General features: G+C 64.4%; 12 protein-coding genes. 8 read left to right on the forward strand and 4 right to left on the reverse strand.

What is annotated here, in order from left to right; translation table 11 throughout:
* Positions 1–3: 3 nt before the first annotated feature.
* Positions 4–1278: an HD domain-containing phosphohydrolase gene (locus GJ668_RS06930; RefSeq protein ID WP_186342938.1), complete on the reverse strand. Its 1275-nt coding sequence runs from the start codon at positions 1276–1278 to the stop codon at positions 4–6.
* Positions 1279–1485: 207 nt separating this feature from the next.
* Between GJ668_RS06930 and ileS the strand changes: the two genes are divergently transcribed.
* The gene (gene ileS, locus GJ668_RS06935; RefSeq protein WP_186342939.1) at positions 1486–4314 is read left to right on the forward strand and encodes an isoleucine--tRNA ligase; all 2829 of its coding nucleotides are present in this window, start codon (positions 1486–1488) and stop codon (positions 4312–4314) included.
* 75 nt (positions 4315–4389) lie between these two features.
* On the opposite strand, the gene GJ668_RS06940 is transcribed toward ileS, so the two are convergent.
* Positions 4390–6213, reverse strand: a complete 1824-nt coding sequence (locus tag GJ668_RS06940; RefSeq protein ID WP_155449419.1) for an oxygen-binding di-iron domain-containing protein — start codon at positions 6211–6213, stop codon at positions 4390–4392.
* Between the two features lie 137 nt (positions 6214–6350).
* Between GJ668_RS06940 and lspA the strand changes: the two genes are divergently transcribed.
* Positions 6351–6875, forward strand: a complete 525-nt coding sequence (lspA, locus tag GJ668_RS06945) for a signal peptidase II (RefSeq protein WP_155449420.1) — start codon at positions 6351–6353, stop codon at positions 6873–6875.
* A gap of 49 nt (positions 6876–6924) precedes the next feature.
* Here lspA and GJ668_RS06950 read toward each other — a convergent pair whose 3' ends face one another.
* Positions 6925–7683, reverse strand: coding sequence for a retropepsin-like aspartic protease family protein (locus tag GJ668_RS06950; RefSeq protein WP_155449421.1), 759 nt, complete (start codon positions 7681–7683; stop codon positions 6925–6927).
* 149 nt (positions 7684–7832) lie between these two features.
* On the opposite strand from GJ668_RS06950, the gene GJ668_RS06955 reads away from it, so the two are divergent.
* The 6 genes from GJ668_RS06955 (at position 7833) to hrpA (ending at position 19361) form a co-directional block, all read left to right on the forward strand.
* Positions 7833–9794 (forward strand): SLC13 family permease, encoded by a 1962-nt coding sequence (locus tag GJ668_RS06955; protein ID WP_155449422.1) that lies wholly within the window; start codon positions 7833–7835, stop codon positions 9792–9794.
* Positions 9795–9883: 89 nt separating this feature from the next.
* Complete coding sequence (locus GJ668_RS06960; protein WP_186342940.1) at positions 9884–11134, forward strand: metallophosphoesterase; 1251 nt, start codon at positions 9884–9886, stop codon at positions 11132–11134.
* 144 nt (positions 11135–11278) lie between these two features.
* Positions 11279–14797 (forward strand): ATP-binding protein, encoded by a 3519-nt coding sequence (locus GJ668_RS06965; protein ID WP_155449424.1) that lies wholly within the window; start codon positions 11279–11281, stop codon positions 14795–14797.
* A gap of 80 nt (positions 14798–14877) precedes the next feature.
* A complete protein-coding gene (locus GJ668_RS06970) occupies positions 14878–15111 on the forward strand; it encodes a type II toxin-antitoxin system Phd/YefM family antitoxin (protein WP_155449425.1) in 234 nt (77 codons plus the stop codon).
* Positions 15108–15371, forward strand: coding sequence for a Txe/YoeB family addiction module toxin (locus GJ668_RS06975; protein ID WP_155449426.1), 264 nt, complete (start codon positions 15108–15110; stop codon positions 15369–15371). The genes GJ668_RS06970 and GJ668_RS06975 overlap by 4 nt, the downstream gene beginning before the upstream one ends.
* 24 nt (positions 15372–15395) lie before the next feature.
* Positions 15396–19361 carry an ATP-dependent RNA helicase HrpA gene (gene hrpA / locus GJ668_RS06980; RefSeq protein ID WP_155449427.1) on the forward strand — a complete coding sequence of 1322 codons (3966 nt, stop codon included), beginning with the start codon at positions 15396–15398 and terminating at the stop codon, positions 19359–19361.
* 27 nt (positions 19362–19388) lie between these two features.
* Here hrpA and GJ668_RS06985 read toward each other — a convergent pair whose 3' ends face one another.
* Positions 19389–20699 (reverse strand): diguanylate cyclase, encoded by a 1311-nt coding sequence (locus tag GJ668_RS06985; protein ID WP_343032184.1) that lies wholly within the window; start codon positions 20697–20699, stop codon positions 19389–19391.
* Between the last annotated feature and the right edge of the window lie 35 nt (positions 20700–20734).

Raw genomic sequence — 20734 nt, forward strand, 5'->3', positions numbered from 1 at the left:
ACCTCAGCGCCCCGCGCGACCCTTGGCACCCTGGAAGTAATAACTGAGCTTGTCGGAGAGGTTGAGGTATTCGATCTGGGTCTGGGTCAGCTCGGAGCGGTGCAGACTCTCGCGAATCGCGATCCCTTCCTCGATCAGGTCCAGCACCAGTGCCTCCTCGGAGGGGATGTCTTCGGAATAGACCAGCACATTGGGCTTGAGCAGATCATCGGCGTTGATCGAGATGACCACAGCGATGCGCTCGTCATTCAGCTTGACCACGGTACCGGGCGGATAGACGCCCAGGTTGGTGATAAAGGTTGACAAGACCTTGGGGTCGTAGCATTGACGCTCCTTGGAATACATGCGCGAGACGGCCTGATGCGGCGAGAGACCGCGCTCACCGCCGAAGCCGTTGCAGAGATTGTCGTAGCGGTTGACCACGGTCAGGATGCGCGTCAGCAGTCCGAGGTCGTTGGCATGCAGTCCCCCGGGATAGCCACTCCCATCCAGATACTCGTGATGCTTGGCAATGATCTCGATGACACCGACTGGAAGTGTACCGATCTGACGGGCGATCTCGGCACCATAACGCGGATGCTGCTCATAGAAACGCCGTTCGGGGTCGGTGAGCGGTTCCTTCTTCATCAGGATCTGGGCCGGGATCTTCAAGTGTCCCAGGTCATGGAAGAGTCCGCCCTGACCGAGCAGACGCAACTGTCCCTGGTCGAGTTCGAGCTTGCGCCCGAGCACCAGCGCCAGGGCTGAGACATTGATGGCATGGTTGTAGCTGTTCTCGTCCTGATGCTTGAGATTGACCAGCTGCACCGTCGTCTCGGCGTCCTCGGTCAGATCCGCGACCATGCCATCGACCAGTTCGCCGGCTTCCTCGGCGGCCTGCGCGGGCGAGGAGCGCAGATGCGCCATGAGTTTGCGCGCCATGCCCACCTTCTGAACATACGATTTGGCGCATTGGTTCAGACGCGAGCGACGCTGCTTCAGGCGGCGGATGCGTTCGGTCTTCTCGGCCCAGAGCGTCGACTTGAGATCATCGCCACTCTCCGAAGGCTCGGTTTCATCGAACGCCACCGTCTCGTCCAGCTCCGCTTCGGAGAAGGCGTCGCTGCGATCCAGATCGACTTTGACCTGCTCGATGTCGAGCTGGTGCAGGATGCTCAATTGACGCTGATTGCGGATCTTGAAGTTGTTCGTCAAGAACGGATGGCTCATCCACGGCAGGTCGAGCATCACAAACAGACCGATGCGTAGCTGAGTCTTGTCGAGAATCTTTTCGTTCACGTGTCAAACCGCGTCCTGGCTGATAGGCTTGGGTTAGCGTGCGTGCTCCGGCCTCGCAAACCTCGGCGGGCGATGCTGAGCGTGATTCTATAACGGTTCCATGGTCGCACGTCTCGTTACGCGCGGCTTGATTCTCCGCCGGCTCACTTGTAGCTTGCACCATTAAGCCGCGCCCGGCCTGACATGTCTCTCCAGGATCGAACCCAAGTGACCGACTACAAGCCCACACTCAACCTCCCCAAAACCAATTTTGCCATGAAGGCCAACCTTGCCCAGCGTGAGCCTGAGATGCTCAAGCGCTGGCAGACGCTCGACGTCTATGGCCACATCCGTGCCGCGCGTGCCGGGGCGCCGACCTTCATCCTGCACGACGGCCCGCCCTACGCCAATGGCGAGATCCACATCGGTCATGCCGTCAACAAGGTCTTGAAGGACATCATCGTCAAGTCGCGCACGCTCGACGGCTTCGATGCGCCCTACGTGCCCGGCTGGGACTGCCACGGTTTGCCGATCGAGTTGCAGGTCGAGAAGAAGCACGGCAAGCCGGGGCACAAGATCAGTGCCGCCGAGTTCCGGGTCGCCTGCCGCGACTATGCCGCCAAGCAGGTCGATAAGCAGCGTACCGACTTCAAGCGGCTCGGCGTACTCGGCGATTGGGAGCGGCCTTATCTAACCATGGACTTCGGCTTCGAGGCCGAAATCATCCGCTCGCTCGGGCGCATCATCGCCAACGGGCACCTGCAGAAAGGCGAGAAGCCGGTGCACTGGTGTGTCGACTGCGGCTCGGCGCTGGCCGAGGCCGAGGTCGAGTATGCCGATAAGCAGTCGATCGCCATCGACGTGCGCTTTGCGGTGGTCGATCCGGCGGTGCTCGAACTGCGCTGTCACGGTTCACCCAACGGCTGCGGCGAGGGTCCGGTTTCGGTCGTGATCTGGACCACCACGCCCTGGACCCTGCCCGCCAACCAAGCCGTCGCGCTCAATGCCGAACTCGACTATGTCATCGTCGAGGCCGTCACCGAGCAGGGCCGCGAGCGGCTGCTGGTCGCCGAGGGACTGCTCAAGGACACCATGGACCGCTGGAGCGTCCAGGAGTATCGGGTCGTCGGCTACGGACGCGGCATCGACTTCGAAGGGGTCAAGCTGCGCCATCCCTTCTATGAGCGCGAGGTGCCAATCATCGTCGGTGAGCATGTGACGCTGGACGCCGGTACCGGTGCCGTCCATACCGCGCCCGGTCATGGTCTGGAGGACTATCTCGTCGGCCAACGCTATGGTCTGGAGGTCGATAACCCAGTCGGCGGCGACGGGCGCTTCCTGCCCGGCACCCCGCTGTTCGAGGGCGAGAACGTGTTCAAAGCCAACGAGCACGTCGTCGAGGTGCTCAAGCAACACGGTGCGCTGCTGCTGGAGACGCGCTTCAACCACAGCTACCCGCACTGCTGGCGCCACAAGACGCCGATCATCTTCCGCGCCACGCCACAGTGGTTCATCAGCATGGACAAGCAGGGGCTGCGCGACACCGCCCTGCGCGAGATCGAAGGGGTGCGCTGGATGCCGGATTGGGGCCAGAGTCGCATCGAGGGCATGGTGCGCGGCCGTCCCGATTGGTGCATCTCGCGCCAGCGGACCTGGGGCGCGCCGATTCCGCTGTTCATCCACAAGGAGACCGGCGAGCTGCATCCGCGCACCGGTGAGCTGATTGAGCTGGTGGCCAAGCGGGTCGAGAAACACGGCATCGAGGCCTGGTTCGCGCTGGAGCCGGCCGATCTGCTCGCCGACGAGGGCGCGCTCTACGACAAGGTGCATGACACCCTGGACGTCTGGTTCGACTCGGGCGTGACCCATGCCTGTGTGCTGGAACATCGCGACGGACTGAGCATGCCGGCTGATCTCTATCTGGAAGGCTCGGACCAGCATCGCGGCTGGTTCCAGTCCTCGCTCATGACCTCGGTGGCCATGCACGGGCGCGCGCCCTACCGTCAGGTGCTCACCCACGGCTTCACGGTCGATGCCAAGGGCGAGAAAATGTCGAAGTCCAAGGGCAACGTGGTCAGCCCGCAGGACGTGATGAAGACGCTCGGCGCCGACATCATCCGGTTGTGGGTGGCGGCGACCGACTATCGCGGCGAGATGAACGTTTCCGATGAGATCCTCAAGCGCACAGCGGATGCCTACCGGCGCCTCCGCAACACCGCGCGCTTCCTGCTCGCCAATCTGGAAGGCTTCGATCCGGCGGTCAACTGTGTTGCGCCGTCCGAGATGATCGAACTCGACCGCTGGGCTGTCGACCGCGCGCAGCGGCTGCAACAGGAGGTGATTGCCGCCTATCGCGACTATCAGTTCCATCTGATCTATCAGAAGGTGCAGCAGTTCTGCGTGGTCGACCTGGGCGGGTTCTATCTCGACGTCATCAAGGATCGTCAGTACACCACCCCGGCCGACAGCCTGCCGCGTCGCTCGTGCCAGACGGCGATGTATCACATCATCGAGGCCATGAGCCGCTGGCTGGCGCCGATCCTGAGCTTCACCGCCGATGAGATCTGGGCGGCGATCCCCGGCGAGCGCGCCGAGACCCTGTTCACTGAGACCTGGTATGCGGGGCTGTTCGCGCTTGATGCCGGTGACGCGATGGATCGCGCCTTCTGGGAGCAGGTGATCGCCACCCGGCTGGCGATCGGTCCGGCGCTGGAGACGGCGCGCAAGGGCGGAGCCATCGGTTCATCGCTCGATGCTGAGCTGGATCTCTATTGTTCGGAGGCGCTGCTCGACATCCTGGGCCGGCTTGATGACGAGCTACGTTTTGCGCTCATCGTCTCCGAGACGCGCCTGCATCCGCTGGCAGAGAAACCCGAGGATGCCGTTGCGACTGAGCTGGATGGACTGGCGGTGCGCGTCAGCGCCTCCGAGCACGCCAAATGCGTGCGCTGCTGGCACCATCGCGCCGATGTGGGCATCAATGCAGAGCATCCTGAACTCTGCGGACGCTGTGCCGAGAACGTCGTCGGGACCGGTGAGCGGCGGCGTTTCGCCTGAGACCCTCGGTAACGGCTCAAAAACAACTGAGCCATTGCAGTTCCTTCTCCCTTTCCCCCGCGCGGGGAGAGGGACTCAGCCGAACTCGACCCGATTGCGGCCCCCTTCCTTGGCGCGATACAGCGCCTCGTCGGCGCGGCGGATCAGAGCGTCGAGCGTCTCGCCCTGCACGCGCTGGGCGACACCGAAGCTCGCTGTGATACTCAGTGGCTCCTCCTCGCCGATGTCGATCGGCGTGTTCTCCAGCCGATCACGCAGGCGCTCGGCCAGGGCCAGGGCACCGCGTTCATCCCGACCGACGACGAAGATGATGAACTCCTCACCACCATAACGGACGGGAATATCAGTGCTGCGGCCATGCTCGCTGAGCATGACCGCGACCGTTTGCAGGACGCGGTCCCCGGCTGAATGCCCATGGTTGTCATTGACGCGCTTGAAATGATCGATATCCATCATGACCGCGCCAAAGGCGGCCTCCTTGTCGCGATCATGCAGCGCGCAATGACGGCCCATGACATCGAGCATATAGAAACGGGTGAAGAGTCCAGTCAACGCATCGCGGATGGAGCGCTGATAGGCTTTCTCGCGCTCGATGTCTATGGAGCGATAGATGACCTCGCGTTCGAGGGCGACTTGCAGCGGCTCGGCAAGCTGTTTGACGATCTGCTCGATGCCCTTGGTGATCGGAATGTGCTGATTCAGCCGGATGACGGCAAAACCATCGATGCGCTGCTGTGAGGGGCCGATCAGCGGAATGGCGATGCGATGACCCTGGCCACCGGGCTGGTGTTCCTCGCAGAAGGCGCTGTCGACGAGGTGATGATGGGACAGGCTCGGGTCTTCGGCATGCATCCGGATCCAAAAATCGCGATTCGTGCCGATGAAGCGGCAGAAATCGGGCGGATCGGTCTCGATGGTGCCCGAAAAGCGGTTCTCGGGCTTGAGCACCAGGATGGATTCATCCGGCAGCGCGGCATAGTAATCGATCCGCTCGGCTGGCAAACTGCGCTGCACCAATTCCAGCAGACGGGTGGCGATGTCGCGGAAATCCCGGTAGAGCAGCATGGTCTCGGCAATATCGCGCAGCGTGGCATTGAGTCGCGACAGGCGCCGGATATCGGTATCGTCCTGTCCGAGCAGATAGATGCCGCAGTCGAGCCGTTTGAGCTGCTCGATCATGAAGGACACCAGCGGCTGCGGAATGATCGACCCGTGCTGAGGGGCGATGATCTCGACCGGCACGCGCTCGATCTGCGTCATGGCATAGCCGAGGATGTCATTGCTCGGCATGTAATGCTCATGAAAGGGCTTCAGGCACTCAAGGTGCGCCTCACTGCGCGCGATCAGGGTCGGCTCATCGGTGAAGCCGCCGAACAGGTCGCTGGAGAAGAGCACGCCGGTATGCCGATCGAAACTACAGATGGCGCCCGGAAAGTGCGCATAGGGCGTGAAGATAAACTCAAGCGTGCGATCCAGCAGTTCGAGACGCCAGTCATGCTGATCGACCAGCCAGAAGGGCAGCTTCAGACCATAATGGCGCAGCAGGGCCTGAGCGCGCCAATGGGTGACCACCACGGCGTCGTCGCGATCGTTCATCGCGTCGATCAACGGCAAGCATGCCGTGATGTCGGGATCCTGGTGATGACAGACGAAATAACGGATCTGCGTGAAGGGCAGAACCTGCTCGATCTTGCTCAGGGTGCCAGGGAAGGTCAGGCGTGAGCCGGGATCGAACAGCACCGATTGATCCCCCTGCTCAAGCAGGTAGACATGGCACTGAAACGGATCGTCGGGCAGCACATGGCCGACCCACCAGACGCGATCGGCGATCTCCACTGGGCCGTTGCAGTCAACGTTGACGAGATGAGACAGATCGGAACGAAATAGCTTCTTGTCCATGGTGGACCCCCTGCAAGGCACGCAACGGCGGCGACTGAACGGATCACTGGCGGAACTCACCGGATGACTTGAGTCCAGCAAGCATAGCCGTGTCGTTCTTCGTGGAATCAACGATCTTGGCTTGGCGGCAGTGAATAATGAATAAACAAAACGTGATTAAAACAGAACATCCAACCCTTAAACACTGGCTCTGGCTCTCGCTGGCAATCCTCTTGCTGGATCAGGCCAGCAAATGGATGGTGCTCCTGGCGCTTGAGCCCTATGAAGTCATCGCCCTGATACCCAATGTCAATCTGACACTCATGTTCAACGAGGGTGCCGCCTTCAGCTTTCTAGCCGGTGCCGGTGGCTGGCAGCGCTGGTTCTTCGTGGGGCTGGCGCTGGTCGTCAGCGGGGTGCTGGTCGGCTGGCTGCGGCGACTCGCGCCGGGCGAACGGATGCAAGCCGCCGCGCTGGCACTCATCATCGGCGGCGCGGTCGGCAATCTCATCGATCGCGCCCTGCTCGGGCATGTGGTCGACTTCATCCAGGTCTGGCTGCCTGTCCTTCCGCTGAAGATTTTTAACCCCTGGCCGGCGTTCAACATCGCCGACAGCGCCATCACGGTCGGCGTGGTCCTGCTGCTGATCGCCACCCTGCGCTCGGAAACAGCACCCGCATGAGACTCGCCATCCTGTCGCGCAATGCCTCGCTGCCGGGATCGGAGCACCTTTATTTCGCAACCAGGGTCAACTGATTCTTCTCATCGTCGATGGTCATACGAAACTGCCCGAGCAGACTCATGCCCAGCAGCGAGGTTCCACCCAGCCGCTGATCGTCGATAAAGGCGACCTCCACGTTCTCGACCCGCTTGGCGCCGACCCAGACGGCCCCCAGGCGTCCGATACGCGCATCGACCGCGCCATTGGCCGTCTGCACCTGCTGCTTTTGGAGTGCGTCCGGCGCCAGCCCGAGCGAGGAAATCAGCGAGACCGGCAGCACCACGCGATCGGCACCCGTGTCGATGAGCATCAACTCCTGGATGGGCGCGCCACCGGATGCCCCCTCCAGGCCCAGCGTCACCAGATGCGAGGCGCCCCGCCGCTGGGTCGCCAGCACGATCTCATCGCCACTGGCGGGCGCGGTCTCCGATGACTCGTCGCCCTCCACCACCATCGGCGGCGGTACATAGGCGGCCTTCTCGCCGAGGATGATGACACGCTCGACGCCCGCGCCCGGTGCCTGCACGATCACATGATCGAAGTCCTCCAGCAGCAGGTGCAGACGGTCGACGATCGATTCACCCGCCGAGTGTGCCGTGGCCCCCTCGGTCTGCTCGATGCCGCGCACCTCGAAATCGAGTTCTCCGCTGAGCCGATCGAGTTCGGCGGCGACCTCGACCCGCGTCGACGGGGCCGTCGTCTGAGCCTGGGCGAGACCCTGGACGAGCAGGAGCAGCGGAATCAGCGAGCGTGGATCGAGCGTAGGCATGGTCGGGCGCTCCAGCGAGGGATTGAGAGGCGGGGCCATTATAGTCGTGGGTTGGCGACCGGCCGCAGATCCTGGAAAAAGGAAGGAATATTAGCGTTTCTCAAAGTAACATGACGCCCGTTTCAACCGACCACACACGAGGATACGCCATGCTCGACGCCATCCGCGCCCTGTCCAAAACAGACATTGCGGCGGCGGCTTTTGCCGCTGTCGCCATCTATCTGGCCGGAATCGTCCCCACACCCGAGATTGCCTGGGTGAGCGCTTTTCTGCTGCTGACGATCTTTCTGTTTGCCTTCGAGGTGCTCAGCGTCGACGTGGCGGCGATCACCGTCATGGTGCTGCTGGGTCTGACGAGCCTGGCAGCCCCTTTGATGGGACTTCAACAGGGGCTGGTGCCGGTCGAGCATCTGTTCGATGGCTTCGCCAGTAATGCGGTGATCTCGATCATCGCTGTGATGATCGTCGGTGCCGGACTCGACAAAACCGGCATCATGTCCAAGGTCGCCACTTTCATCATACGCGTCGGCGGCTCGACCGAGACGCGCATCATCCCGCTGATCTCGGGCACGGTCGGCACCATCTCCAGCTTCATGCAGAACGTCGGCGCCGCCGCGCTCTTCCTGCCGGTGGTCAGCCGCATCTCGGCGCGGACCGGGCTGCCGATGTCGCGCCTGCTGATGCCCATGGGCTTTTGCGCCATCCTCGGCGGCACCATCACCATGGTCGGCTCCAGCCCGCTGATCCTGCTCAATGATCTGATCCTGACCTCCAACACCGCGCTGCCCGAGAGCGTGGCGCCGATGAAGACCTTCGATCTGTTCGATGTAACGCCGATCGGTCTCGCGCTCCTGCTCACGGGTATCGTCTATTTCGTGCTGGCCGGACGCCTGGTGCTGCCGGCGCATGGCACCGACAAGCTCGAAGGCGGTGACACCAGTCACTATTTCGCCGAGACCTATGGCCTGACCAATTTCGAGATCGGTGAATTTCGTGTGCCCAACAGCGACAGCCATTTGATCGGAATGAGCGTCGACGAGCTGGAACAGACCTGGCGGGTGCGTCTGGTCGCTGTCGAGAAGGGCGATGGACTGCGCTTCGGCGCCGATAGCGTCGACCGCACGCTTGGCATCACGCCCGGCTGCACGCTGGCCCTGCTCGGCACGGCGGATTCGCTGCTGGATGTGGCCAACGCCAACACGCTCACACGCAAGCGCGATCTGGATCTGTTCGCCGAGTCCATGTCGCCGACCAAGGCCGGCGTGGCCGAGATCGTCATCCCGCCCGGCTCCACGCTGATCGGCAAGACGGCGCGCGATGTCTGGATGCGCAAGACCTATGGTCTGTCGCTGCTGGCCATCAATCGCGGCGGCACTCAGATCACCTACAAGACCGGTGGCGTGCGCAACACGCCCTTCGCGGCGGGTGATGCGCTGGTGGTGCACACCACCTGGGCCGATCTGGCGCGTTTGGAGCAAGATCGCAACTTCGTGGTGGTTACGACCGAGTATCCGCACGAGGAACTGCGTCCGCACAAGGTGCCGGCTGCACTCGCGCTCTTCGTGCTGACCATCAGTCTGATCCTGTTCACGGAGCTGCGGCTTTCGGTCGCGCTGCTGGTCGGCGCGCTCGGCATGGTTCTGACGCGCGTGCTGACGATCGACGAAGCCTATCAGGCCGTGAGCTGGAAGACCGTGTTCCTGCTCGCCTCGCTCATTCCGCTGGGGCTGGCGGTTGAGCAGAGCGGCACGGCGGCCTGGATCGCCGGGCAGACGCTGGCCGCGCTGGGTGATGTGCCGATCTGGGTGGTACAGGCCGCGCTGGCGGTGCTGGCCACGGCCTTCACGCTGGTGATGTCGAACGTCGGCGCCACGGTGCTGCTGGTGCCGCTGGCGGTCAACATGGCGCTCGGTGCCGGCGCTGATCCGGCGGTCTTTGCGCTCACGGTCGCCATTGCTACCTCGAACTCCTTCCTCATCCCCACCCATCAGGTCAATGCCCTGATCATGGGGCCGGGCGGCTATCGGGTGACCGACTACATGCGCGCCGGCGGCATCATGACGGTGCTGTTCCTGGTGGTGGCCCTGACCATGCTCAATCTGGTGATGTAGCGATCGCCATCACGGGCGTGGCTTGACCGCCACGCCGTCCTTCATGCACAGTTCGAGCATCCCTGCCACATCGAGGGGCTCGACCGACAGTGAAATTCATCCACGCGGCAGACATTCATCTCGACAGCCCGCTGCGCGGTCTGGAGCGCTATGAGGGCGCGCCGACCGAGGCACTACGCGGCGCCACGCGCCAGGCGTTCGAGCGGCTGGTCGATCTGGCGCTCCATGAGCCCGTCGACGCTGTGCTGCTGGCCGGCGACCTCTACGACGGCGACTGGAAGGACTACAACACCGGGCTGTTCTTCGCTCGCCAGATGGCGCGGCTGCGGGCGGCGGACATTCCGGTGTTCGTGATCGCCGGCAATCACGACGCGGCGAGCCAGATCACGCGCGTGCTGCAACTGCCGGACAACGTGCATCTGTTCTCAACCCGCGCTCCGGAGACCTGCGTGCGCGAGGATCTGGGGCTGGCGGTGCACGGTCAGGGCTTTGCGACCCGCGCCGTCAGCGACGATCTCACCCGTGCCTATCCCCGTTCCTGTTCGGGACTCTTCAATATCGGACTGTTGCACACGTCACTCGATGGGCGGCCTGGGCATGAGGTCTATGCACCCTGCTCGCGTGACGGTCTGCGCGCGCTGGGGTATGACTATTGGGCGCTCGGTCATGTGCACCGGCACGAGGTCGTGGACGAGACGCCCTGGATCGTCTTTCCGGGTAATCTCCAGGGACGACATGCGCGCGAGACCGGGGCCAAGGGCTGTTGTCTGGTCGAGGTCGAGGATGGGCGCGTGCAGCGGGTCGAGCATCGCCCGCTGGATGTGGCGCGCTGGTTCGACTGTCGCGTGGATCTGAGCGAGGCGGCGAGTCTGGAGGAGGTCTATGCGCGTGCCGGGCCGCCGTTGAGCGCGGCTCTGGATGCGGCTGATGGACGGCTGGCGGCGGTGCGGTTGCGCTTTGCGGGTGTCTGTGCGGTGCATCCGCGTCTGCGGGCGGTTCAGGATCAGGTGATCAACGAATGCCGTGCCCAGGCCAATGCCATTGGCGGGGAGGCGATGTGGGTGGAGAAGGTGCTGGTCGAGACCCGGCGCGCGCCGTCTGCGGCTGAACGGCTGGCTCGGGATGAGGCGTTCGACAGTTTGCTGAGCACGATCCACGAACTGGAACTCGACGGCGAGCGGCTGGAGCGGCTGAGTGCGGAGTTCTCTGATCTGGCCGCGAAGCTGCCGCCTGAGATCCGTAGTGGCGATGAGCCGTGCGATCCGGGTTCGGCGGAGTTTTTGCGTCAGAGTCTCGATGAGGCGCAGGAGTTGCTGCTGGCGCGGTTGCTCGATCAGTAGGTGTCAATTCCCATACCTACAGCGGGAGATCAGAGTTTGTCCATCGGACTCTTCAAAAAAACGCGCCTACAATCTCCAGGGACTTGATACTTTGGCTAAAAATCAGCTAAGCAGAATTCAAGATTCGCAGTTTGCGACTCACATATGAAGCTACTCGAACTGCATCTACTCGCCTACGGTCCCTTCACCGATCGACGCCTGGATCTCAGCGCCGGTCACGAGGGCCTGCACCTGATCCTGGGACTCAACGAGGCCGGCAAAAGCTCAGCCCTGCGCGCCCTCAAAGCACTGCTCTACGGCGTGCCCGAACGCACCCAGGACAGCTTCGTCCACGAAAACTCCGCACTGCGCGTCGGCGGCCGCCTGCGCGACGCCCAGGGACGCGAGCGCCTGTGCTACCGGCGCAAGGGACGCCGCAGCACCCTGCTCGACGCCGACAGCCAGCCGCTCCCGGACGAAACCTTGACCGACATCCTGCACGGCGTCGATGCCGCCCTGTTCGAGCGGCTGTTCGGCCTCGATCATGACACCCTGGTCAGCGGCGGCGAGAGCCTGCTCGCCGAACATGGCCGCGAGGCCGAAGCCCTGTTCGGCAGCGCGCTGGGCCGCGCCCGCATCCAATCCGTACTCAGCGCGCTCGACCGCGAAGCCGCCGATCTCTTTGCACCGCGCGCGCACAAACCGCAGATCAACGCGCATCTCAGCCAACTGACCGAACTCCAGCGCCAGATACGCGACGCCTCACTCTCAGCACGCCACTGGGACGAAGCACGCCAGACGCGCGACCGCCTGCTCGCTGAACTGGCCGAGATCGAAACCCAGGTGTCCGCCGCCACTGCCCGCCGCCAGGCGCTCGAACGGCTGCGCCGCACCCTGCCGGGTCTGGCCCGACGCGCGCGACTGCGCGAACAGTTGGACGCACTCGCCACCGCGCCCCGGCTCCCCGACGACTTCGGCACACGCTGCGACAGCGCTGACCACCAGCGTCGGCAGCTGCGCGAGCGCCAGCACACCGCCCTCGCCCGTCTCACCGAACTGCGCAAAAAAGCCAGCGCCGAAACCCTGTCGGACGCCCTGCTGGCCCAGGGCGACGCCATCGACGCCCTGCGCGAGCGGCTCGGCAGCCATCGCAAAGCCGCTCAGGACCGCCCGCATCTGGTCGCCGCCGCCAACGCCCAGCGCGAACTCGCCGAGCAGCGTCTGGCCACGATCCGTCCCGGACTGACGCTCGCCGAGGCCGAGTCGCTGCGTCCGCTGCTCGACCGCCGCCGCCAGGCCACCGAACTTGGCGGACACCGCGAAGCCGTGGAAAAGGCCGTCGCCACCGCGACCGCGAACCTCGCCGACACCGAGCAGGCCCTGGCCGAGGCGCGCGCGGCCCAGCCCGAAGGCTCCGCCGCGCCGCACGATCTGGAAGGTTTGGAACGCGCGGTGCAGGCCGCACGACGGGCTGGCGATCTCGATCGCGCGATCACCGACACCGAGGCGCGCCTGCGCCTGCACGCCGAACGCCTCGCGCGTGAACTGGCCGCGCTCGGACTCTGGAGCGGCGATCTCGCCGGCCTGCAACGCGCGCCCCTGCCCAGCGAAGAGACCTTGCGCCGCTTCGCCGCCGACGCGCAGTCGCTGGACGAAGAACAACGACGGCTCGTCGAACAGCGCACCCGGATCGCGGCCGACTGCCGCCAGCTCGAACAGTCGCTGCGCACGCTCCGGTTGGCCGGCGCCGTGCCCAGCGAGGCCGATCTCAGACAGGCGCGCGACCACCGCGAACGCGGCTGGCAACTGATCCGACGCCAGTGGCTCGACGGCGGCGATGTCCAGGTCGAAGCCGCCGACTATGCGCCCGAGACACGCCTGCCCGAGGCGTTCGAGGGCGCCATGGCGCACGCCGACACGCTCGCCGACCGACTGAGGCGCGAGAGTCAGCGCGTCCACGAGCAGGCCACGGCCCAGGCCGCCCTGGAGACGCAGACGCAGGCACTCGCCGAACTCGACGCCGATCTGAACGCCCTGAACGCACGCCGCCAGACGCTGAACGAAGACTGGCAGGCCCTCTGGACACCGTGCGGACTCACACCGCTCCCGGCACGCGAGATGCTCGACTGGCTCAGCCGTGCCCAGCGGCTCCAGGAGCAGGCCGCGACCGAGGATGATCTGCGCCAGCAACTCGACGCCCAGTGCGCCGAACGCGCCCGGCACCTCCAAACACTCGCGCGCCAGCTCGACGCCCTGGCCGCGCCCGTGCAGCCGAGCGCCCCGCCCGAAAGGCTCGCGCCGTTACTCGATCAGGCTGAGTCCAGCCTGCGCGACGCACAGCGCGCCCAGGAGCAGCACCGCGCCCTGAGCGAAAAGCTTGCGACGCTCGAACAGCAGCGCCGCCGTCTCGAACGCGCCGTGCAGACCGCACAGACCGAACGCGCCGCCTGGCAGCTCGAATGGGCGACGCTGACCGCCGAACTGGGTCTGCCGCCCAAGGCCACGCCGGCGGATGTCTCGGACGATCTCGAAGCCATCGCCGCCATCCTCAAGCGCCTGGACGAGATCCAGAGTCTCGAAGAGCGTATCCAGGGCATCGACCGCGATGCCCGCCAGTTCGCCGACGAGGCCCGCGTGCTGCTGGAGCGTCTGGCCCCGGATCTGCCCGCCGTGCCGGTCGAGGTCTCGGTCCCGCAGTTGCATCAGCGGCTCATCCAGCAGCGCGAGGCCCGCAGCCGCCGTGACGAACGGCGTGCCCTGGCCGACGAGACGCAACTGGAACTCGGCGAGACCGAGGCGGCCTTGCAGGCGACCGAGGAGACGCTCGCCGAGCTGTGCCGACTGGCCGGCTGCACCGATCCCGATGCACTGCCCGCCGCCCTGGAGCGCGCTCGTGAACGCGCCCGGTTGGCCGATGAACTCCAGAGCGTCGAGGCCGAGCTGATGGCCAGCGGCGACGGTCTCGACCTCGCGGCCCTGGAACGCGCGGCGCAGGACGTCGAGGCCGAGGCGGTGGCGCACGAACTCATGACCCTCAGTCAGCGCATCGAGCAGGAACTGCAACCGCGCCGCACCGACGCGCTCGAACGCCGCGTTCATGCCGAGCGCGATTTCAGCGCCATGACCGGTGCCGACAATGCCGCTGTTCTCGCCGAGGAGGCGGAGCGCACCCGCGCCAGTCTGCGCGGTCATGCCGAGCACTATGTGCGGCTGCGGCTGGCCGCACGTCTCCTGCGTGAGGCCATCGAGCAGTTCCGACGCCAGCACCGCGACCCGATCCTGACGCGCGCCAGTGCCTATTTCGCCCAGCTCACCTGTGGCGGATTCGCCGCCGTGGACAGCGATTTCGACGATGCCGATCAGCCGATCCTGGTCGGGGTGCGCGCCAGTGGCGAGCGGGTGCGGGTCGAGGCGATGAGCACCGGCACCCGCGATCAGCTGTATCTGGCGCTACGGCTGGCTCATCTCGACCGTCATCTCGACAGCTCCCCGCCCCTGCCCTTCGTCGTCGATGATATCCTGATCCAGTTCGACGACGAGCGCGCCCGCGCCACGCTCGAGGTGCTGGCCGATCTGTCCGCCAAGACCCAGGTCATTCTGTTCACGCACCATCGTGGCGTCGTCGATCAGGCGCAAGGTCTGAGAGACGCCGACAGCCGTGTGTTCGTGCATGCCCTGGATTGAATTCGGAGCAGCCTCTCAACCTCAAGGCGATGTCTCACATAGCCAAGCGCGCCCGTACCAAGCTGACAGGATCAATCCGCATGTACACGACCTATCGCATGAAAACCGATGAACTGGACGACGACTTTCTGTATTCGCTCAAGGCGTTGTTCAAGGGCAAGACGATCGAGATTGCCGTCTGCGAGGCGGATGATGGAAGCCAGGACGAGACCGCGTATTTATTGCGTGATCCCGCCAATCGGCGGCGGCTGATGGAGGCCATCGAGAACGTCCGTCAAGGCGATATCTGCTCCATCAATCTCGACGGCCAATGACGAAACGTATCGTTTTTGAACAGGGTGCCTTCGAGGACTTCGCTGACTGGGCTGCACGCGACAAAAAGCTCCACAAGCGTATCGTCACCCTCATTACGGATGTGCTGCGTCAGCCTTATCAGGGACTTGGCAAACCCGAACCGCTGAAGCATGAACTGCAAGGCTACTGGTCCCGTCGCATCACGGACGAGCATCGGCTCGTCTACACGATCGAGGGCGACGCCGTGGTTATCATCGCCTGTCGATATCACTATGCGTGATGCGATCGCTATCGACTAAAAAGCATGGATCTACCCAATGACCAGGACATCGCGGGCTGTCTGATCCGCGATCTTCACTCCATTCAATCGCGTCTGCGCAATCTGCGTCGGCGCGCGCGCGCCGGTCAGCCCATCGACGAGGCGCTGACCAAGCTCTGGGCCTGTATCCAGGCCTCGCAGGCGCTGGTCGCGCAACGTCAGGCGCTGGTGCCCCAGATCGAGTATCCGCCGGAGCTGCCGGTCAGCGAACGACGCGATGAGGTCGCGGCGCTGATCGAGCGCCATCAGGTGCTCGTGCTCTGCGGCGAGACCGGCTCGGGCAAGTCGACCCAATTGCCCAAGCTGTGTCTGGATCTGGGACGCGGACGCTTCGGGCGCATCGGCCACACCCAGCCGCGCCGCATCGCCGCGCGCACGCTCGCCAGTCGCGTGGCGCAGGAGCTGGGGGTCGAGAACGGCGGACTGGTCGGCTACAAGGTGCGCTTCCATGATCGCATCCGCCCCGAGACCGCGATCAAGCTGATGACCGACGGCATGCTCCTGGCCGAGATCCAGCAGGACCGCTGGCTCAACGACTACGACACCCTCATCATCGACGAGGCCCACGAACGCGGACTGAACATCGACTTCCTGCTCGGCTATCTCAAGGGACTGCTGCCGCGCCGGCCCGATCTCAAGCTGATCGTGACCTCGGCGACCATCGACCCCGAGCGCTTCGCGCGTCATTTCGCCGACAGCGAGCGCCAACCCGCGCCCATCATCGAGATCTCGGGGCGCACCTATCCGGTCGAGGTGCGCTACCGTCCGCCCGAGGAGGAGAGCGCCGCCGAGTGCGACGAGCCGATGCAGCGGGCGATCTCGGACGCCGTCGAGGAGCTGGCGCGGGTCGGGCGTGGCGATGTGCTGGTGTTCCTCTCCGGCGAACGCGAGATCCGCACCACCGCCGAGACGCTGCGCAAGCATCATCCGCCCTCGACCGAGATCCTGCCGCTGTTCGCCCGTCAGGGACCGCAGGAACAGGCGCGCATCTTCCAGCCGCACGGCACGCGCCGCGTGATCCTGGCCACCAACGTCGCCGAGACCTCGCTCACGGTGCCGGGCATCCATTACGTCGTCGATCCGGGCTTCGCGCGCATCAGCCGCTACAGCCATCGCACCAAGGTCCAGCGACTGCCGGTCGAGCGCGTTTCGCAGGCCAGCGCCAATCAGCGTCAGGGGCGTTGCGGGCGCGTGGCGGCCGGGGTCTGTATCCGGCTCTACAGCGAGGATAATTTCCAATCGCGCGCTGAGTTCACTGAACCCGAGATCGCGCGCGCCAATCTGGCCGCCGTCATCCTGCAAATGAAGCAGCTCGGGTTTGGGGCCATTGAGCATTTCCCCTTCATCGACAAGCCCGACTCGCGGCTCATCAACGACGGCTATCGCACCCTGGAGGAACTCGGGGCGCTCGACGATCAGGGCGAGCTGACCCCGCTCGGGCGTCAGCTCGCCCGCCTGCCGGTCGATCCGCGTATCGGGCGCATGCTGCTGGCCGCCGCCGAGCATCAGTGCCTGACCGAGGTGCTGGTGATCGCCGCCGCGCTCAGCGTGCAGGATCCGCGCGAGCGTCCGCACGACAAGCAGCAGGCCGCCGATGAGATCCAGGCCAGCTTCAGCCATCCCGAGTCGGACTTCATCACCTTTCTCAATCTCTGGCACTTTCTCGACACAGAGCGCCATCAGCTCTCGCGCAACAAGTTCATCAAGCTCTGTCAGCGCCATTTCCTGTCCTGGAATCGCGTGCAGGAATGGCGCGATATTCATGCTCAGCTGCGCGAACAGATGCTGGAGATGGGCTTCAAGGAATCCGCCGCTACACCCACCCAGTCGCCATCACTGGACGCCAACGCTTACGAGAAAATCCACCGCGCCCTGCTGGCGGGGCTACTCGGCAACATCGGTTTCCGCGAGGCCGAGCGCGAGTTCCAGGGCGCGCGCAACAGCCGCTTCCTGATCCATCCCAGCTCGGCGCTGTTCGCCAAGCCGCCCAAATGGGTGATGGTCGCCGAGCGGGTCGAGACCACGCGCCAGTACGGACGCACTGCGGCCGTCATTCAGCCGGGCTGGATCGAGCGCGCCGCCGCGCATCTGCTCCAGCGCAGTTATTCCGAACCGCACTGGCAGTCCAAATCCGGTCAGGTCGCGGCCTTCGAGAAGGTCACGCTGTTTGGCGTCACCCTGGTGCCCAAGCGGCGCGTCAACTATGGCCCCATCAATCCGGCCGAGTCGCGCGAGATCTTTCTGCGTTTCGCACTTACCGAGGGCGATTTCGACACCCGCGCGCCTTTCTGGCGTCACAATCGCGAGCTGATCGACGAGGTCCATCATCTGGAGGCCAAGTCACGCCGGCGCGACATCCTGGTCGACGAGGAGGTCATTTACGCCTTCTATGCCGAGCGTGTGCCTTCGGGGATCTACTCGATGCCTCAGTTCGAGCGCTGGCTGCGTCAGGTCACGCGCCAGACGCCGAAGATTCTGCACATGCGTCTGAGCGATCTCATGCGTCATGAGGCCGCCGGGGTCAGTGCCCAGTCCTTCCCCGATCAGCTCCAGATCGGGGCAACGGCGCTGCCGCTCGAATACCGCTTCGAGCCGGGCGCGGCGGCCGATGGCGTGACCCTGGTGGTGCCGCTGCCGCTGATCAATCAGGTCGCGCCCGACCGGCTCGACTGGCTGGTGCCTGGACTGATCGAGGAGCGGATCACGGCGCTGCTGCGCGGTCTGCCCAAGGCGTTGCGCAAGTCGTTCGTGCCGATCCCGGACACGGCCAAGCGGCTGGCGGCGCGGTTGGCGCCCTCTGATCGGCCGTTGATCCAGGCGCTGGCTGAGGAGATACGGGCCATGACTGGCGTCCAGATTCCAGAGGATGCCTGGGATCAGTCGGTGATTCCGCCGCATCTGCGCATGAAGGTTCGCTTGGTCGATGATTCAGGGCGCTCGCTCGCGATGGGCGACGATCCGCTGGCGCTCAAGCGTCGGTTCGGTGCGCAGGGTGCTCAGGGGTTTACGCAGATTCCGAGTGCCGATCTCGCTCTGGAGCGCGATGGGATCACGCGCTGGATCTTCGGCGATCTGCCTGAGTTGGTGGATCTGACCCGCGCTGGCATCAAGCTGCGCGGCTATCCGGCGCTGGTCGATCAGGGTGAGAGCGTGGCGATCCGGGTGCTCGATTCGGCGGAGAATGCCGCCGAGGCGCAGCGGGCGGGAGTGCGGCGGCTCATCATGCTGCATCTGGGGTCGGATATCCGCCAGCTGCGTAAACAACTGCCGGAGTTGGATCGAATGCGGTTGCAGTATGCCAAAGCCCCTGTGCCCTCCCCAGCCTCAGCCAGCGGCACTGGCCAATCGGCGGTCACCAAGCCATCCGATCTGGCCGACGAGCTGATTGCGCTCATCCTGGATCTGACTTTCGTCGAGGATCAACCGCCCATCCGCGCCCAGGCGATGTTCGAGCAGCGTCTGGCCGCCTGCAAGCCGCAACTCTTTCCGACCGCCAACGCCGTCTGTCAGCTGGTTGGTGCCATCCTTGCCGAGTATCAGAATCTGCGTAAGCGGCTGGCCAATATCAATCAGATCAACTGGATGCCCTCGGTCATGGACATTCGCGCCCAGCTCGATGCGCTGGTGTTCCGGGGCTTTCCGCTACGCATTCCCTATGTCCAGCTCAAGGAGTATCCGCGCTATCTCAAGGCCATCGGGCAGCGAATCGAGCGGCTGGCCCATGCGCCCGATCGCGACCGACGCTGGATGAACGAGATGGCCGGAATCCAGACGCGCTGGCGTGAACGCGAGGCGACCGCGCGCGCCGCCGGGCGTCAGGATCCGCGCCTGGATGAGATCCGCTGGTTGCTGGAGGAATTGCGCGTCTCGCTCTTCGCCCAGCAGCTCGGGACCGCGTGTCCGGTGTCGGTCAAGCGCATCGAGGCGCGGTGGAAAGAATTGGGGCTGTGAGTCGAGCGTAGAATAGGCGCCGGCGGCTCATTCAGCTGCCTCATCGATCACAAACCGATTACGCCCCCCCTGCTTGGCGCGATAGAGACAGGCATCGGCGCGGTCGATCATGGCTTGCAGGCTGTCGGTCAGCTCCAGGGTCGCGCCCAGGCTGATGGTGACCGAGAGCGCCAGATCATCATGCTCGATCCGGGTGGCCTCGATGGCGGAGCGCAGCCGCTCCAGGATCATGGCCAGATGCGTTTGATCGATTCCGGTCAGCAGGATGCAAAACTCCTCGCCGCCATAACGCCCGAGCAGATCCGCCTGCCGCACGCCGTCAGCCAGAATACTCGCGACCTGCTTGATGACCCGATCCCCGGCCAGATGACCATGGGTGTCGTTGACACGCTTGAAATGATCGATGTCGAGCATGACCGCCGCCAGCGCAAGCTGGCGCCGCCGCGCGGCGGCGTAGAGCGTCTCGCCGGTCTCGAAGAAATAGCGGCGGTTATAGAGTTTGGTGAGATAGTCGCGCACCGAGGAGTCGCGGATGGCGCGTACCAGTTCGATCTGTTCGATGTTCTGGATGACGCGGCAGTAGAACTCCTCGACCAGGAACGGCTTGGTGATGAAGTCGTTGGCGCCGTTCTTGAGTAGCCGTGCCGAGAGCGCCTGTGACCCCTGCTCGGACAGCCCGATGATGGCCAGCTCCGAGCGCGGATGGCGCTGACGCAGCGCGCCGATGAGGGCGAGTCCGTCCATCTCGGGCATGTTGTAGTCGGTGATGACCAGATCGACCCCAGGATCGGTCTTCATGATCTCCAGCGCCTCGCGTCCGTTCTCGGCCTGGAGCACCTGGAGCCGGTGCAGTTCGAGCAGCTTGACCAGATAGGCGCGAAAAGACCGCGAATCGTCGACTACCAGCACCTTGACACTACGGTTGCGATGGATACGCCGCACCAGGGTCGCGACGTGATCGATCTCATGCAGGCTGCTCTTGAGCAGATAATCGACCACCTCCTTAGCCAGCATGCGCTCACGAATGGCTTCGTCGTAGTGGGCTGTGAGCACGATCACCGGCAGACCGTGCGCGTGCGCCAGATCGATTGCCTCGCCCTCGCATGAATCGGGCAGATTGAGATCGACCACGGCGACGAAGAAACGCGTTGGCTCAGCCGCCAAAAGCGCCCTGGCCTCAGCCAGCGAACCGGCGATCTCGGACTCGACGCCGGCCAGATCCTGACAACGCGCGCGCAGCAGCCGGCTGATCGCCTGACTGTCATCGATCAGCAGAACGCGATCGCCCGCGACGGATTCTGGATCTTGAGTGGCGGGAGTGGAGGTCGTCGCATTCACATCAATGAGCCTGTATCGTCATCGTGAAAAAAGAT

Origin of the sequence: Allochromatium palmeri, assembly GCF_009720725.1 — a bacterium.
Lineage (GTDB): Bacteria > Pseudomonadota > Gammaproteobacteria > Chromatiales > Chromatiaceae > Thermochromatium > Thermochromatium palmeri.